The following is a 15566-nucleotide window of genomic DNA, read 5'->3' as shown; positions in this document are numbered from 1 at the left end:
TCGACTTCTTATTGCTAAGAAATCGTCTTGGTCACTTCACCAGACATTGAAAATCAAAAATTGTTTTTGATGTTCGACGCTGTGAGTGCCCACACAGATTGCTTGATTCAAATTGTTAAAGAGCGTCACGCTTGTCGCGTTGAGCGAGGCGCATATTACGCTTCTCACTTCGAAAGTCAAGCGATTGTTTTCGCTTTTCTTTCGGCGCCCACTTCACAAGGAAGCTGGCTCATCAGTTCGGCGTGTTCCGCCGTGCTGGTAGGGGCGCATTATAGGGAACCGCGCCGGGATGACAAGAGGAAAACTGCAAAAAATGGCACTTTTTACAGTTTTCCGGTTCAACCGTTGTTTTATTAAACAAAAGCCCCGCATCGGCGGGGCTGTTTCGGGCAAGAAACCCTGAATTCACATCACGCTGCTACCTTTTTGACCAGAATTCGCGGGCAAAGCTGCGCACCTTTTCCCAATCGGTAAATTCAATGTCCTTACTGGTGTCGGTACTGCCACCGGTAATCTTCATGATCAGCTGGATGATGCGCGTCTGCCACCAGTTATAGCGGGAGTACTGCAGCGCGCCGGCAAACACCCCCAGGGTTTTCGGCTTCCAGGGAGAGAGGCGCAGGAACTTCTTCATATAAGCATTGGTTTGCGGCGTCTGCTTCTCTGGCTTACGGGCCGTCAGGTTGACACAAAAGAAGGCCGCATTGGCCACCTCCAGCTGCTCCTGATGAGCGTGAATAAAGCTGAACAGGCTGGGGTGGAAGTTGCCATAACGAATGGAGGCGCCGATCAAGACCTTGGCATACTTGCTGAGGTTGCACATCGGCAAGGTGTGCAGGTCGTGCATCACCACTTCGCATCCCGGCATCTGCTCCAGCATGACATCGACTATTTTGCGGGTTTGGCCATCCCGAGAGGAATAAAGCACCAGAATCTTGTCCATAACAACCTCAACTACGCCAGAATGCAGGAGTAAACAGTACCAGAAGCGTGAAAATTTCCAATCGGCCAAACAACATAGCCAACACCAGTACCCACTGGGCCGCTGGCGAGATATTGCCGAAGTTGGCTGATACCTCTCCCAGCCCCGGGCCTACGTTGGTGAAAGCCGCAGCCACAGCGGTGAATGCGGTCACTTCGTTCAGCCCCGTCATCAGCAACAGCAGCATGAACATAAAGAAGAGAATAATATAGGTGGCGAAGTAGCCCCACACCGCCTCAACGATACGCTCGGGCACCGCCCGATTCCCCAGCTTCAAGGTATAGATGGCTCTGGGGTGAACCAACCGCTTCAATTCGCGCATCCCCTGCATGAACAGGATCATGAAACGCATCACCTTGATACCGCCTCCGGTACTGCCTGCACAACAGCCAATAAAGGCGGAGAACATCAGCAGCATGGGCAGGAACGAGGGCCAATCTGCATAGGTCGTGGTGCTATAGCCGGTGGTGGTACCCAGAGAGACCGCCTGGAAAAGGCCATGGTTGAGCGCCTCTTGCCAGGTGGCGTAGTGTCCGTGGGTCAGCAAGGCGACAAAGCAGATCATCACCAGGGTCGCCTGGATGGCCAGAAACACCTTGAGTTCAGAATCGTAAAGGTAGCGACCGAGCCGCACCGGACGGTGAGAGAAGACGGTAAAGTGGAGCGCAAAGTTCACGCTGGCCAGCAGCAGGAACACCACGGTAATCAGGTTGATGACCGGACTGTTGAAGAAACCGATGCTGGCATCGTGAGTGGAGAAGCCACCGACCGACAGAGTCGAGAACGAATGGCAGACCGCATCGAACAGCGTCATCCCGGCGAGCCAGTATGCCAGCGCACAGAGCGCGGTCAGCAGCAGATAGATGAACCAGAGCGCCTTGGCCGTTTCGGCGATGCGCGGCGTCACCTTGGTATCCTTCACCGGCCCCGGGATCTCGGCGCGATAGAGCTGCATACCCCCGATCCCCAGCAGTGGCAGAATGGCCACCGCCAGTACAATGATCCCCATCCCCCCCAGCCACTGCAGCAACTGGCGATAGAACAGGAACGCCTTGGGCAGATTATCAAGCCCGGTCAGTACCGTTGCGCCAGTGGTGGTCAGGCCGGAGAACGATTCGAAGAAGGCCTCCGAGACCGACATGTCCGGCACGTCGCTCATGATGAAAGGCACAGCCCCCACACTGCCCAGCACGGTCCAGAACAGCACCACAATCAGAAAGCCCTCTTTCGAGCGCATCTCCTTCTTGTGGTAGCGATTGGGAAACCAGAGCACCACGCCGAGCAGCAGGGCGATCAGAAAAGAGCTGACGAACTCGGCACCACCACCATCCCGATAGCCAAAGGCCACCAGTGCAGGCAACAGCATGGTCGAGCTGAACAGCGCAACCAGCAGGCCAACAATGCGAATAATGCTCAGAATGTGCATTACAGCTCCCTTTCCCCAATTAAAGAGCGATGGATTCTAGCCATCTAAGGGACTGAGGGATACCCGCCCATGAGTCCGGTCGGTCAATTCACGGTCCACCTGAGCCCAAACCGAGGACTCCCACGCCACCTGCAAGGTGACCTGCTGACCGTAATCGGCCGCCAGCAATTCGCCATTATGGCTGCTGATCAGCGACTCGACCGTCCCCATGTCACCGTAATCGCAGTGAATGAGAGAGGGAGTGCGCGGCACCTTGAGCAGGGTGGGCAGCTGCTTGAGGACAGCACCGACACCGCCCCCATAGGCTTTGACCAGTCCACCGGTGCCAAGCTGGATGCCGCCGTAGTAACGCACTACCACGGCGCAGATTTCACCGAGCCCCGAGCCCATCAACTGGGCCAGGATCGGCTTGCCCGCAGTACCGGAAGGTTCGCCGTCATCGCTGAAGCCATAAACCTGACTATCTTGCGGCGCACCAGCCACAAACGCCCAGCAGTGATGGCGCGCGGCCGGATGTTGGCGTTTGATCTCGTTGACCCACCCCTTGGCCGCCTCGACGGTCGGGGTGTGGGCGATCAGGGTAATGAAGCGGCTCTTCTTTATCTCTTCGGTCAACTCCAGCGGGGCAGCCGGAATGGAGTACGCAGCCGCCATCAGAGTCCTGCTTGTCTGGTCATGTTCTCCACCCCGTTGGCGTGCAGCACTATGTTGTCTTCGATGCGGATGCCGCCAAACGGCCGCAGCGCCTCCACCTTGTTCCAGTTGACCCTCTTGCCCTGTTCGCCCTGACGCAGCGGCTCCAGCAAACTGTCGATGAAGTAGAGGCCCGGCTCGATGGTGAACACCTGATCCACCTCCATCACCCGTGTGCAGCGCAGATAGGGAAACAGCTCGGGCGCCGCCAGATGGGTGCCGCGCTCATCCTGCATGAAACCACCCGCATCGTGCACCTGCAAACCGAGGAAGTGGCCGAGGCCGTGGGGGAAGAAGACATTGGTCACCCCGGTGTTGATCATCTCGTCTACCGACATATCCACCAGCTCGGTCGCTTGCAGCAGGCGCGCCAGCTTGTGGTGCATCTGCAGATGCAGCTCGCTGTAGCGGCGACCCGGTTTGATCTCCTTGATGATCTCCTGCTGCTGCTCGTCGAGGGCAGCAATCAGATCGGCAAACTCGCCGCGGCGCCACGCCCAGGTACGGGTGATGTCGGAGGCATAACCGTGGAAATCGACGCCCGCATCGATCAGGAAGGAGTGGCGCTCCGCATCGGGCACCCGCACGGCAGACAAGTGGGTGTAGTGAAGGATGGCCGCATTGCGGTTGATGGCGACGATATTGCCGTAGGGCGCCTCATTGGCCCCCTGCCCGACCGCCTTCATGTAGGCCAGATTGATCTCGAACTCGCTCGCCCCCGCCATAAAGGAGTCCTTGGCGGCGATATGGCCGCGCACGCCGATCCGGTTCGCCTCACGCAGGCACTCCAGCTCGTAGGGGGTCTTGTAGGCGCGGTGATAGTGCAGGTAGTTGAGCACTGCCTCCGGATTGGGCTGGGTCAGCCCCAGCAGTGAGGCCACTTCCAGATGGCCGCCCAGATAGGCCCACTCCTGCTTGTTGGCTGGCAGATGATCGGCCACCTGTTCCGGCCGGGTCAGGAAACGGATATCGAAGAACTCGACCCAGAAGGCGTTGGGCAGATCCGCCACCTTGTGCCAGAAATCCACCGGACGGTAGAACAGCAGGATTGGTTTGTTCACCCCGTCCACCAGCAGCCAGCAGTGGGGATTGTCCAGCACCGGCAACCAGGCCTTGAAATGCGGGTTTACCTTGAACGGGTAATCCTGATCATCGAGGAAGATGCGGTGAGTCTGGCCGGAGTGGATGGCCAGTCCGCTGAGCCCCTGTTGTTGCAGAATGTCGCGGGTGCGCTGCTGCAAGGTATCGAGGTGCTGGGCAAAAAGTTGGCTGTAGCTGCTCATGGCGTCCTGCTCCGAGGTGAATGTGATTGCAGCATAACATCAAGCGCTTGGCGGCTCGACCCGTCAAGCTGCCGCTTCGTGAGGTAACGCATACGTTACAAACGTGTTTGTTATCAACACAAAACCAATAATTAACAAATCAAAAACAATTCAATACACTGCCGGTAGATACATGAAGTCAGGGATTACTCATGGACAACCTCTGCCTGTGGCAACCGGATCCGCTCGGGATGCAGCAATCCAACCTCTACCGTTTTATGGCGGAGGTGAACCGTTTCCACGGCTTGCAGTTGCAGAACTACCCGCAGCTTTATCAATGGTCGGTGGAGAAGACCACCCGTTTCTGGCCGCTGGTGTGGCAGCACTGCGGCGTCAAGGGCGAACTCGGCAACATAGTGGCGGAGAACCGTCAGGATATGCAGCGTACCCGCTGGTTCCCCGACAGCCGCCTCAACTTCGCCGAAAACCTGCTGCGCCGCCAGGACGAGAGCCCGGCCATCATCTCCCGCATCGAAGGGAGCCCAAGCCGCACCCTGAGCTGGGGTGAACTGAGTGATCAGGTTGCCCGGCTGGCTCAGTGGCTGCGTCATCAGGGGATTGGTCGTGGCGATGTGGTCGCCGCCTACCTGCCCAATATTCCGGAAACAGTGGTTGCCATGCTGGCAACCACCAGCCTCGGGGCGATCTGGACCTCCACCAGCCCCGACTTCGGTGAAGCCAGCGTGGTAGAGCGCTTCGGCCAGACCCGACCACGAGTGCTGTTTGCGGTGGATGGCTATCGCTACAACGGCAAGGCTATCGACATTCAACAGAAAGTCGCCAGCGTGGTGAGCCAGTTAGGCAGCATAGAGCAGACGGTGATGATCCCCCTGATCGGCAACCCGCTGCAGCTTGGTCACGACTGGGGGCAAGTGCTGGCAAGCCAGCCGGACGCCAGCCTCCAGTTCGAGTCCATGGCTTTCAACGACCCGCTCTATATCCTCTATTCATCCGGCACCACCGGCAAACCCAAGTGCATCGTGCACGGCATCGGCGGCACCCTGCTGCAACATCTGAAAGAGCACCAGCTGCACTGCGACATCAAGCCGGGGGAGCGCATCTTCTACTTCACCACCTGCGGCTGGATGATGTGGAACTGGCTGGTGAGCGCGCTCGCCTCCGGCGCAACTCTGGTGCTCTACGATGGCTCGCCGTTTTACCCGGATGGCAACGTGCTGTGGGATCTCGCCCGCGACGAGCAGGTCAGCTTGTTCGGCACTTCGGCCAAGTATCTCGATGCGCTGCACAAGCAGGGTTATGCCCCCATCAACAGTCACGATTTGCCGCACTTGCGGCTGATCTGCAGCACCGGCTCAGTGCTGTCGCCGGAGGGGTTCGACTACGTCTACCAGCAGATCAAGCAGGATGTGCAGCTCAGCTCCATCTCCGGCGGCACCGACATCTGTTCCTGCTTCGTCATCGGCAACCCGCTCAGCCCTGTCTATCGCGGCGAGAGTCAGGGGCGCGGCCTTGGCCTCGCGGTGCAGGTATTCAACGAAGCGGGCCAGCCGGTGCAGGGGGAGAAGGGCGAGCTGGTCTGTACCAAGCCGTTCCCGGCCCAGCCCATCTACTTCTGGGGCGACGAGAATGGCGACAAGTACCATGCCGCCTACTTCGAACGGTTCGACAACATCTGGTGCCACGGCGACTGGATCGAGCTGACCCCGACCGGTGGCATTCTGTTCTACGGCCGCTCCGACGCCACCCTCAACCCGGGCGGCGTGCGCATCGGCACCAGCGAGATCTACCGCTATGTCGAACAGCTGGACGAGGTGGAGGAGAGCATCGTCATCGGCCAGCAGTGGCAGCAAGACGAGCGGGTGGTGCTGTTCGTCAAGCTCAAGGTGGGTTGCAAGCTGGATGAGCCGCTGCGCGAGCGGATCCGCCAGCAAATAAAGCAGCACTGCACCGCCCGCCACGTGCCCGCCCGCATCCTGCAGGTGGATGCCATCCCCCGCACCAAGTCAGGCAAGATCGTCGAACTTGCAGTGCGGGAAGTGGTACACAACCGGCCGGTCAACAACACCCATGCCCTCGCCGATCCCGAGGTGCTGAACCAGTATCGCAACCGGCCGGAACTGGCCAGTTGATAACAAACTCATATTCATCCGAGGCGCCGCAAGGCGCCTCTCTTTTGCCCGTTTTGTGATGAAGAGCTTTTACTCGAGATCTGTTAAACAAATGTTTTAAATAGGTGTTGAAAATGTCTCCTTTTGGATCAATAGTGAGCCTCGCCCCCTGCTGGGGATTAAGGAGCACCACTCCCCACTGAGTGGGAACAAGGAGACACTCTCATGATCTACCAAGGCGAAACCCTGTCGGTCAGCTACCTCGAAAACGGCATTGCCGAGCTGAGGTTTGATGCCCCGGGTTCAGTCAACAAGCTGGATCGCGCTACCCTGCTCTCCCTGAGCGAAGCGATCGCCGCATTACAACAAGAACGTGAACTAAAAGGTCTGATCCTCACCTCCGGCAAAGACGCCTTTATCGTCGGTGCCGACATTACCGAATTCCTGGAACTGTTCGATCTGCCGCAAGAAGATCTGCTCGGCTGGCTGAAAAAGGCCAACGACATCTTCAATGCCATCGAAGATCTGCCGGTTCCAACCCTCTCCGCCATCAAGGGACACGCTCTGGGCGGCGGCTGCGAGACCATCCTCTCCACCGACTTCCGTCTGGCTGACACCAGCTCCAAGATTGGCCTGCCCGAGACCAAACTCGGCATCATGCCGGGCTTTGGCGGCACAGTCCGTCTGCCGCGGGTGATCGGCGCCGACAACGCGCTTGAGTGGATCACCACCGGCAAGGATTACCGTGCCGATGACGCCCTCAAGGTGGGCGCCATCGACGCCGTGGTCGCCCCGGATGCACTGCAGAGCGCTGCGCTGCAGATGATCAAGGACGCCATCGCAGGCAAGCTGGACTGGCAGAGCCGCCGCGCCGCCAAGAAAGCCCCGCTGCGCCTCTCCAAACTGGAAGCCATGATGAGCTTCACCACCGCCGCCGGCATGGTTGCCGCCGTGGCGGGCAAACACTATCCGGCGCCAATGACTGCGGTGAAAACCGTCGAGGCCGCCGCAGGTATGGGCCGTGACGAAGCGCTGGCCGTTGAGGCACAGGGCTTTATCAAGCTGGCCAAGACCGATGTCGCCAAGGCACTGGTCGGCATCTTCCTGAATGATCAGCACATCAAGGCACTGGCCAAGAAGGCGGCCAAGCAGGCTGCTAAGGCCACTGGCCACGCCGCCGTACTGGGTGCCGGCATCATGGGTGGCGGCATCGCCTACCAGTCTGCCAGCAAGGGCATTCCGGCGGTGATGAAGGATATCAACGAGAAGGCGCTGGCACTTGGCATGGGCGAAGCCACCAAGCTGCTCAACGGCCAGCTCGAAAAGGGCCGCATCGATGGCATCAAGATGGGCCAGGTGCTCTCTGCCATCACTCCGACCCTCAGCTATGACAACGTCAAGCATGTGGACGTCGTGGTCGAAGCCGTGGTCGAGAATCCCAAGGTGAAAGCCGCCGTGCTGGGCGAAGTAGAAGGGATCATTGGCGAAGACGCCGTGCTCGCCAGCAACACCTCCACCATCCCCATCTCCCTGCTGGCCAAGGGGCTGAAGCGCCCGCAGAACTTCTGCGGCATGCACTTCTTCAACCCGGTGCACCGCATGCCACTGGTGGAGATCATCCGCGGCGAGCAAACCTCCGATGAAACCATCAACCGCGTGGTGGCCTATGCCGCCGCCATGGGCAAGTCCCCGGTCGTGGTCAACGACTGCCCGGGTTTCTTCGTTAACCGGGTGCTGTTCCCCTACTTCTTCGGCTTCAACAAGCTGGTTGCCGATGGTGCTGACTTCGCGGCCGTCGACAAGGTGATGGAGAAGGAGTTCGGCTGGCCCATGGGCCCCGCCTACCTGCTGGATGTGGTTGGCATCGACACCGGTCACCATGCCGGCGACGTGATGGCACAGGGTTTCCCGGCACGTATGAGCAAGGAAGGTCGCACCGCCATCGACGTGATGTACGAGGTCAACCGCTTCGGTCAGAAGAACGGCAAGGGCTTCTACGCCTATGAGCAGGACAAGAAGGGCAAGCCGAAGAAGGTGGCCGACGCCGCTAGCTACGAGCTGCTGGCCCCCATTGCCAAGCCGAAACAGGATTTCGACAAGGACGCCATCATCGCTCGCATGATGATCCCGATGATCAACGAGGTGGTGCTCTGTCTGGAAGAGGGCATTGTCGCCACGCCAGCCGAGGCCGACATCGCACTGGTCTACGGTCTGGGCTTCCCTCCCTTCCGCGGCGGCGTGTTCCGCTATCTGGACACCATTGGTCTGGATCGCTACGTGGCCATGGCCGACCAGTATGCCGACTTGGGCCCGCTCTACCGCGTCAGCGACCGCTTACGCGAGATGGCCGCCCAGGGCAAAACCTTCTACTGATTGCGGAAAGGAGATCCATTCATGAAAGACGTAGTCATTGTCGACTGTATCCGGACCCCGATGGGCCGGTCCAAGGGCGGCGCCTTCCGCAACGTGCGTGCAGAAGATCTGTCCGCGCACCTGATGAAATCCATCCTGCTGCGCAACCCCAACCTCGACCCGAACGAGATCGAGGATATCTACTGGGGTTGCGTGCAGCAGACCCTGGAGCAGGGCTTCAACATCGCCCGCAACGCCGCGCTGCTGGCCGGCATTCCCAAGCAGGTGGGGGCGGTTACCGTCAACCGTCTGTGCGGCTCCAGTATGCAGGCGCTGCACGACGCCTCCCGCGCCATTCAGGTGGGTGATGGGGATATCTTCATCATCGGCGGCGTCGAGCACATGGGCCACGTGCCGATGAGCCACGGCGTTGACTTCCACCCTGGCATGGCCAAGTCGGTGGCGAAAGCCTCCGGCATGATGGGGCTGACCGCCGAGATGCTCGGCAAGCTGCACGGCATCAGCCGTCAGCAGCAGGACGAGTTTGCCGCCCGCTCCCATCGCCGTGCCCACGCCGCCACCGTGGAAGGACGTTTTGCCAAGGAGATCGTCGGGCTGGAAGGCCATGACGCCAGCGGCGCACGCTTCTTCTACGACTACGACGAGGTGATCCGCCCGGAGACCACGGTCGAAACCCTGAGCCAGCTGCGCCCGGTGTTCGACCCGGTCAACGGCACCGTCACCGCCGGCAGCTCCTCGGCCCTGTCCGATGGCGCCGCCGCCATGCTGGTGATGAGCGCGGAGCGCGCCAAGGCCCTCGGCCTCACGCCGCGCGCCAAGGTACGTGCCATGGCCATCGCCGGCTGTGACGCCGCCATCATGGGTTACGGTCCGGTGCCGGCCACCCAGAAGGCGCTCAAGCGTGCCGGTCTGACTGTCGGTGATATCGACCTGTTCGAGCTGAACGAGGCGTTTGCCGCCCAGTCCCTGCCCTGCGTGAAGGATCTGGGTCTGCAGGACCTGGTGGACGAGAAGGTGAACCTGAACGGCGGCGCCATTGCGCTGGGCCACCCGCTCGGCTGCTCCGGCGCCCGCATCTCCACCACCCTCATCAATCTGATGGAGGAGAAGGATGCCACCCTAGGGGTTGCCACCATGTGTATCGGTCTGGGTCAGGGCATCGCCACCGTGTTTGAACGGGTGTGATAACCAGCCGGATCGACGGGATGCACTACTGAGAGTTGTCCCTTTTCGGGGCCAGTCTGACTGGCCCCTTTTCAAGTCTGTGACGATCGCCACACGGGGTGCTCGTCAGTGGTCAGAAGCTGTCTGTTGGCCGTCCCGTTTGGGTCGGCCTTTTTTCGTTTTAATCTTATCAATAGGCTGTTATTGCCTTAAACCTCACATTAGATAGGGGGCTTGCTTGCTTTTTACTCCCCCGACAGGTTCAATCTGCACAAAAAAATGGGTGGATGCACATACATATGTCAATGAGCAAACAACTGCTGATCGTCGATGACGACCAAGAGATCCGCGAGCTGCTCAATGAGTACCTGACCCGGGCGGGCTTTCAGGTATTGACGGCGGCGGAGGGCAACGAGATGCGCCAGCAACTCGCCCAGCACAGCCCGGACCTGATTATTCTGGACATCATGATGCCCGGCGAGGACGGTTTTACCCTCTGCCAGCAGATCCGTCGTGACTCCCAGGTGCCCATCATCATGCTGACCGCCGCCTCCGACGAAGCGGATCGGGTGATCGGCCTGGAACTCGGCGCCGACGACTATATCGCCAAGCCGTTCAGCCCCCGTGAACTGCAGGCCCGCATCAAGGCACTGCTGCGCCGCGCCGAATTCCGCCAGCCGGAAAAAGAGAAAGAGCCGAGCCGCCGCCTGCGTTTTGCCGAGTGGACCCTCGACACCCTGAGCCACCAGCTGACCCATGATGATGGCAGCCTGCTGGATCTCTCCGGCAGCGACGCCATGCTGCTCGGCATGTTCCTGCAACAGCCCGGCGTGGTGCTGGATCGGGACACCATCTCGGATGCCACCCGCGGCCGCGAAAGCCTGCCGATGGAGCGCGGCATCGACGTACAAATCAGCCGTCTGCGCCAGAAGCTGGGCGACAACGGCAAGAGCCCGCGCATCATCAAAACCATTCGCGGCAGTGGCTACATGCTGATCGCCGAGGTGCACGAGCTGCCATGAGCAACAAGTGGTCCTGGGGGGCGCTGGTGCCCCGCTCCCTGTTGTCACGGATGATCCTGCTGCTGTTGCTGGCCATCCTGCTCTCCCAGACCATTCTGACCGGCATCTGGATGCAGCAGATCCAGAAGCGGGAGCTGGAGGGGATGCTCAGCACCACCCGCAACCTCGCCATGTCTGCCGCCTCCACCGTCAACTTCTTCAAATCCCTGCCGCTGCAGTACCGCCATATCGCGCTGGACCAGCTGCGCAACATGGGGGGCAGCCGCTTCTTCGTCTCGCTCAACGAGGAAGAGATCCACATCAACGCCATCCCCGACAGCGAACGCAAGACGCAGGTGCTGGAGGAGGTGCAGGGAGTGCTGACCCGCAAGCTCTCCGACGCCATGGCGATCAAGGTGGATTTCTCCCGCCCCGACGACCTCCACGTCTTCAACAACGACACCTTGCTGGCGGATCTCCCCTCCTCCTGGGCCCGCTACACCCTGTCGCTGGAGCCGCTCAATCCACCGGTACTGGTGACCCAGATCGAGATTGAAAAGGGGGAGTGGCTCTATCTGGCGGCCCTGCTGCCCGCCCCCTACATGACCCTCGACGATACCGTGATGCCGAGCAACCAGGTGCGTTTCATCGCCCTGATGACTGTGTTCCTCTGCTTTTTCACCTTTATGCTGGTGCGCTGGCAGACCCGCCCGCTGCGCCGTCTCGCCAAGGCGGCGGTGAATCTGGGCAAGGATATCGATCAGCCTTCGCTCAAAGAGGAAGGAGCATCGGAAATCGTGGCGGCCACCCGCGCCTTCAACATCATGCAGCACCGCATTCGCCGCTATATCGACGATAGAGAGCGGCTGTTCAGCTCCATCTCACACGACCTCAAGACCCCCATCACCCGACTGCGACTGCGGGTCGAGCTGCTCGATGACGAGGTACAGATCGCCAAGTTCAACAAGGATCTCGACGAACTGGAGCTGATGGTGAAAGGAGCGTTGCAGACGGTCAAAGAGACCGACATTCACGAGAATATCGAGGAGATCGACATCAACGCCCTGCTTGAGCAGATGGCGGAGTCGATGAACCTGCACGACGAGCGGCTGACCATCGAAGGGCACTGCAAGTGGCCCTATCGCGGCAAGCTGCTGGCGCTCAAGCGCTGCATCGGCAATCTGGTAGACAACGGCATCAAGTACGGTCAGAAGGTGCGCATCATCATCATGGATGACGAGGAGATGCTGATTCTCTTTATCATGGATGAGGGCCCCGGCCTGCCAGACGATCAGTTTGAGCGCATCTTCGAACCCTATTACCGGCTCAGTACCGATCAGGCCGGCACCGGCCTCGGTCTTGGCATCGCCCGCAACATCGCCCACGCCCACGGCGGCGATCTGGTGCTGGAAAACCGTCCGCAAGGTGGCCTGCAGGCCACGCTCTCCCTACCAAGGCAGTAACCTTATGAAGTGGTTGTCTTTTTCTGTCATCGCCCTGCTCTCTGCTCCCGTTGCCGCCTCCCAGGTGGAGGTACTGCACTGGTGGACGTCCGGCGGCGAAGCGAAAGCGGTCGAAGTGCTCAAATCCGAGTGGACCAAACAGGGCAACCAGTGGAACGACTTTGCAGTGCAGGGCGGCGGCGGCAAGAGTGCCATGACGGTATTGAAGAGCCGGGCACTGGCGGCCAACCCGCCCGAAGCGGCCCACCTCAAGGGCTACGAGCTCAAGGAGTGGGCCGGGCTCGGCTTCCTGCGCGATCTTACCCCCATGGCCGAACACCTCGGCTGGTACAGTCAGATGCCGCCCATGGTGCGCGCAACCCTCAGCCAGAATGGCGCCCTGATGGCGGTGCCCACCGGCATCCACCGGGTCAACTGGCTGTGGCTCAACCGCAAGGTGTTCGAGCGCAACAAGCTGACTCCGCCCACCGACTGGGCCCAGTTTGTCATCGTCGCCGACCAGCTTAAAAAACGGGGCATCACTCCGCTCGCCATCGGCAACGAGCCCTGGCAGCTGGCAGTGTTGTTTGAAACGGTGGCGCTCGGTGAGGGGGGTAAAGAATTCTATCGCAAGGCGTTCCTCGAGCAGGACAGCGCCACCCTGACCGGCCCCGACATGGTGCGGGTGTTGACCCGCTTCCAGCAGCTGCGCGCCTACGTGCCGCAAAAATACGCCGGTCTGAAGTGGCATCAGGCCACCAATCTGCTGGAGAGCGGTGGCGCCGCCATGCAGGTGATGGGGGACTGGGTGAAGGGGGAGCTGAGCGCGGGCAACTACCGGCCGGGGGAGGATATCGCCTGTCTGCCGAGCCCGGGCAGCGCCGGACTGTTCAGCTACAACCTCGACTCCATCGCCATGTTCAAACAGCGGGATCCGGCCCAGCTGCAGGCGCAGGGGGATCTGGCCCAGCTGCTGATGACGCCGCAATTCCAGGAGGAGTTCAATCGGGTGAAGGGGTCGATCCCGGCTCTGACCAATCCCGACATGAGCAAGTTCGACCGCTGCGCCGTCCGCTCCTATCAGGATTTCCTGCTGGCGGAAAAGCAGGACAACCTGCTGCCCAGCATGGCGGAAGGGATGGCGACACCGACCAATATGCGGCAGGCAATCCTCGATGTGCTGAGCAACTTCTTCAACGACCCCAAGGCCAACCCGGAGCAGACGGCGCTGCATCTGGAGCGGGCGATGCGCTCGACCCGCTGATCCGGGCACATTGCCAAACGGCAGACATGACAAAGGCGGAATTACTCCGCCTTTGTTGTTGAATCGTCATCCGATTCAGGATTGATCGTTCTCGTCCTCATCCTCGTCATAGTAATCGCTGAGCTCGATCCAGAGCCCCAACCCGACCATCACCATGGAGCCGAACCAGGTACCGGTATTCCCGATCGGGCTGCCCATCACTATCATGGCGAAGGACAAGAACCCCATGCCTGCATAGGCTTGTAATCTGCCGTAGGAGACCTGCATATTCACCTCCTTGTTGAATATGGTTCAATTTTTATATTACTCGTCCGGCGCAAGCTGGATAGGGTTGAATAACATTTCGGTTACATATGCTGGTGAATGGGTCGTTTGTTTGATTATTTTTTAGCCCTGAGTATCATTGGCAGCCGAATAGGTTGAAGGTTGATAATAGATGAGTGATTTATTCTGCGAGGCGACCCACGAGTTGGACGCAATCGGGCTTCGTTGCCCGGAACCCGTTATGATGGTTCGCAAGAAAGTGCGGCTGATGGCGGATGGCGAGACCCTGCTGGTCAGCGCCGACGATCCTTCAACCACCCGCGACATCCCCAGTTTCTGCCGCTTTATGGATCATACCCTGGTCGCCAGCGAGACAGAGCAGGCCCCCTACCGCTATCTGATCCGCAAGGGTCAATAAGCCCCCCGTACCGGAGCACTCCATGACAACCATTACCCGAATCGGCACCACCCAGCGTTGGTCAGACGTGGTCATCCACAATGGCACCCTCTACGTGGTGGAAGTGCCCGTCAGCGAAGAGGCCGACATCCACCAGCAGACCCGCGAAGTGCTGGCAAGCCTGCAGCGCCTGCTGGAAGCCAACGGTTCCGGCGTCGACAAAATTCTGATGGCCAATATCTATCTGAAAGACATTCAGGACATCGCCGCCTTCAACGAGCAGTGGGATGCCTGGATCCCGGCTGGCACCGCCCCCGTGCGCGCCTGTGTACAGGCCCGTCTGGCCCACGAAGGCTACAAGGTGGAAGTGCAGCTGACTGCAGCTGTCTAAGCCTTTCCCGGCTTGAGCTTGAGATAGCAAAAGGCCCCGCCATCACTGGTGGGGCCTTTTCGTTACCGAAACCTGAGCGACTTAGGCGGTCGGGGTCAGGGTAATGGTCACGCGGCGGTTCTGGGCTTTGCCAGCGGCGGTGCTGTTGGTAGCAACCGGCTGATCCGGGCCCACGCCGGTGGTGGAGATGCGGCTACCTGCTACGCCCTGACCAATCAGCTGAGCGGCAACGGCATCGGCACGATCGCGGGAGAGCTTCATGTTCAGGTCGCGGGAACCTGTGCTGTCGGTGTGACCGACCACGTTCAGGCGGGTCTTGTCGAACTCGGCAACCACCATGGCCACACCGGAGAGGGTGTTGGCACCGGCCGCTTTCAGCTGGGAGCTGGAGCTGTCGAAGGTGACGTTGTTCGGCATGTTGAGGATCAGCTCATTGCCATTGCGGGTCACGCTGACGCCGGTGCCCTGCAGCTTCTCGCGCAGCTTGGCTTCCTGCACGTCCATGTAGTAGCCGATACCGCCACCCAGCGCCGCGCCAGCAGCAACGCCGGTCAGGATGCCCTTCTTGCGGTCACCCTTGCTGGAGGAGAGCGCACCTACGGCCGCACCGGCAGCGGCGCCAGCCAGCGCGCCCCAGGCACCTTTGGAGGTCTGGGATTCACCTGTGTAGGGGTTGGTGGTACAGCCGCTCAGGGCAACGGTCAGTGCCAGAGCAGGCACCAGGATCTTGGCTCGCATGAAAAAACCTCTGTGAAAACAATCCGGCACCATGCCGGGG

At 60.1% G+C, this 15566-nt stretch carries 14 protein-coding genes; 8 read left to right on the top strand and 6 right to left on the bottom strand.

Going from position 1 to position 15566, the window contains the following annotated elements; all coding sequences use genetic code 11:
* Positions 1-418 precede the first annotated feature (418 nt).
* Genes hemG through pepQ form a run of 4 tightly spaced genes read right to left on the bottom strand, consistent with a single transcriptional unit; the run spans position 419 to position 4384 of the window.
* On the bottom strand, positions 419-943 hold the full coding sequence (gene hemG, locus OKC43_RS19670) for a menaquinone-dependent protoporphyrinogen IX dehydrogenase (RefSeq protein WP_005339483.1): 525 nt from the start codon (positions 941-943) through the stop codon (positions 419-421).
* A 7-nt stretch (positions 944-950) separates the two neighbouring features.
* Positions 951-2408: a TrkH family potassium uptake protein gene (locus tag OKC43_RS19665; protein WP_005339482.1), complete on the bottom strand. Its 1458-nt coding sequence runs from the start codon at positions 2406-2408 to the stop codon at positions 951-953.
* Between the two features lie 36 nt (positions 2409-2444).
* Entirely contained in the window at positions 2445-3062 is a 618-nt protein-coding gene (locus tag OKC43_RS19660; protein ID WP_111901188.1) for a YigZ family protein, read from the bottom strand.
* Positions 3062-4384, bottom strand: a complete 1323-nt coding sequence (gene pepQ, locus OKC43_RS19655; RefSeq protein WP_236272653.1) for a Xaa-Pro dipeptidase — start codon at positions 4382-4384, stop codon at positions 3062-3064. Before pepQ ends, OKC43_RS19660 begins: the two co-directional genes overlap by 1 nt.
* Before the next feature lie 191 nt (positions 4385-4575).
* Here pepQ and OKC43_RS19650 point away from each other — a divergent pair, with 191 nt between their 5' ends.
* The 6 genes from OKC43_RS19650 (at position 4576) to OKC43_RS19625 (ending at position 13736) form a co-directional block, all read left to right on the top strand.
* Positions 4576-6513: an acetoacetate--CoA ligase gene (locus tag OKC43_RS19650; RefSeq protein ID WP_236272654.1), complete on the top strand. Its 1938-nt coding sequence runs from the start codon at positions 4576-4578 to the stop codon at positions 6511-6513.
* A 204-nt stretch (positions 6514-6717) separates the two neighbouring features.
* The gene (gene fadB / locus OKC43_RS19645) at positions 6718-8865 is read left to right on the top strand and encodes a fatty acid oxidation complex subunit alpha FadB (protein ID WP_236272655.1); all 2148 of its coding nucleotides are present in this window, start codon (positions 6718-6720) and stop codon (positions 8863-8865) included.
* A gap of 21 nt (positions 8866-8886) precedes the next feature.
* Positions 8887-10050: an acetyl-CoA C-acyltransferase FadA gene (gene fadA / locus OKC43_RS19640; protein WP_265344162.1), complete on the top strand. Its 1164-nt coding sequence runs from the start codon at positions 8887-8889 to the stop codon at positions 10048-10050.
* Positions 10051-10328: 278 nt separating this feature from the next.
* Entirely contained in the window at positions 10329-11051 is a 723-nt protein-coding gene (locus OKC43_RS19635) for a response regulator (RefSeq protein WP_005339475.1), read from the top strand.
* The gene (locus tag OKC43_RS19630) at positions 11048-12493 is read left to right on the top strand and encodes an ATP-binding protein (RefSeq protein WP_005357365.1); all 1446 of its coding nucleotides are present in this window, start codon (positions 11048-11050) and stop codon (positions 12491-12493) included. Before OKC43_RS19635 ends, OKC43_RS19630 begins: the two co-directional genes overlap by 4 nt.
* Positions 12494-12497: 4 nt before the next feature.
* On the top strand, positions 12498-13736 hold the full coding sequence (locus OKC43_RS19625) for an ABC transporter substrate-binding protein (RefSeq protein WP_236272657.1): 1239 nt from the start codon (positions 12498-12500) through the stop codon (positions 13734-13736).
* A gap of 75 nt (positions 13737-13811) precedes the next feature.
* On the opposite strand, the gene OKC43_RS19620 is transcribed toward OKC43_RS19625, so the two are convergent.
* A complete protein-coding gene (locus tag OKC43_RS19620) occupies positions 13812-14003 on the bottom strand; it encodes a hypothetical protein (protein ID WP_005339471.1) in 192 nt (63 codons plus the stop codon).
* Positions 14004-14172: 169 nt separating this feature from the next.
* On the opposite strand from OKC43_RS19620, the gene tusA reads away from it, so the two are divergent.
* Both tusA and OKC43_RS19610 read left to right on the top strand, forming a co-directional pair.
* Positions 14173-14418 (top strand): sulfurtransferase TusA, encoded by a 246-nt coding sequence (tusA, locus tag OKC43_RS19615; protein ID WP_108613548.1) that lies wholly within the window; start codon positions 14173-14175, stop codon positions 14416-14418.
* Positions 14419-14440: 22 nt separating this feature from the next.
* Complete coding sequence (locus OKC43_RS19610) at positions 14441-14788, top strand: RidA family protein (protein WP_005355943.1); 348 nt, start codon at positions 14441-14443, stop codon at positions 14786-14788.
* 81 nt (positions 14789-14869) lie between these two features.
* On the opposite strand, the gene OKC43_RS19605 is transcribed toward OKC43_RS19610, so the two are convergent.
* Positions 14870-15526, bottom strand: coding sequence for an OmpA family lipoprotein (locus tag OKC43_RS19605; RefSeq protein ID WP_005339468.1), 657 nt, complete (start codon positions 15524-15526; stop codon positions 14870-14872).
* Positions 15527-15566 lie beyond the last annotated feature (40 nt).

The organism is Aeromonas sp. Y289-2 (assembly GCF_027705925.1).
Lineage (GTDB): Bacteria > Pseudomonadota > Gammaproteobacteria > Enterobacterales > Aeromonadaceae > Aeromonas > Aeromonas veronii.
Note: the sequence above shows the minus strand (reverse complement) of the source record. Positions and strands in the feature narration are given on the sequence as shown.

What these genes read in the sequence shown, in the direction of transcription:
- hemG (WP_005339483.1), bottom strand. Translation starts at nt 943, where the DNA reads ATGGACAAGATTCTGGTGCTTTATTCCTCTCGGGATGGCCAAACCCGC.
- OKC43_RS19665 (WP_005339482.1), bottom strand. Translation starts at nt 2,408, where the DNA reads ATGCACATTCTGAGCATTATTCGCATTGTTGGCCTGCTGGTTGCGCTG.
- OKC43_RS19660 (WP_111901188.1), bottom strand. Translation starts at nt 3,062, where the DNA reads ATGGCGGCTGCGTACTCCATTCCGGCTGCCCCGCTGGAGTTGACCGAA.
- pepQ (WP_236272653.1), bottom strand. Translation starts at nt 4,384, where the DNA reads ATGAGCAGCTACAGCCAACTTTTTGCCCAGCACCTCGATACCTTGCAG.
- OKC43_RS19650 (WP_236272654.1), top strand. Translation starts at nt 4,576, where the DNA reads ATGGACAACCTCTGCCTGTGGCAACCGGATCCGCTCGGGATGCAGCAA.
- fadB (WP_236272655.1), top strand. Translation starts at nt 6,718, where the DNA reads ATGATCTACCAAGGCGAAACCCTGTCGGTCAGCTACCTCGAAAACGGC.
- fadA (WP_265344162.1), top strand. Translation starts at nt 8,887, where the DNA reads ATGAAAGACGTAGTCATTGTCGACTGTATCCGGACCCCGATGGGCCGG.
- OKC43_RS19635 (WP_005339475.1), top strand. Translation starts at nt 10,329, where the DNA reads ATGTCAATGAGCAAACAACTGCTGATCGTCGATGACGACCAAGAGATC.
- OKC43_RS19630 (WP_005357365.1), top strand. Translation starts at nt 11,048, where the DNA reads ATGAGCAACAAGTGGTCCTGGGGGGCGCTGGTGCCCCGCTCCCTGTTG.
- OKC43_RS19625 (WP_236272657.1), top strand. Translation starts at nt 12,498, where the DNA reads ATGAAGTGGTTGTCTTTTTCTGTCATCGCCCTGCTCTCTGCTCCCGTT.
- OKC43_RS19620 (WP_005339471.1), bottom strand. Translation starts at nt 14,003, where the DNA reads ATGCAGGTCTCCTACGGCAGATTACAAGCCTATGCAGGCATGGGGTTC.
- tusA (WP_108613548.1), top strand. Translation starts at nt 14,173, where the DNA reads ATGAGTGATTTATTCTGCGAGGCGACCCACGAGTTGGACGCAATCGGG.
- OKC43_RS19610 (WP_005355943.1), top strand. Translation starts at nt 14,441, where the DNA reads ATGACAACCATTACCCGAATCGGCACCACCCAGCGTTGGTCAGACGTG.
- OKC43_RS19605 (WP_005339468.1), bottom strand. Translation starts at nt 15,526, where the DNA reads ATGCGAGCCAAGATCCTGGTGCCTGCTCTGGCACTGACCGTTGCCCTG.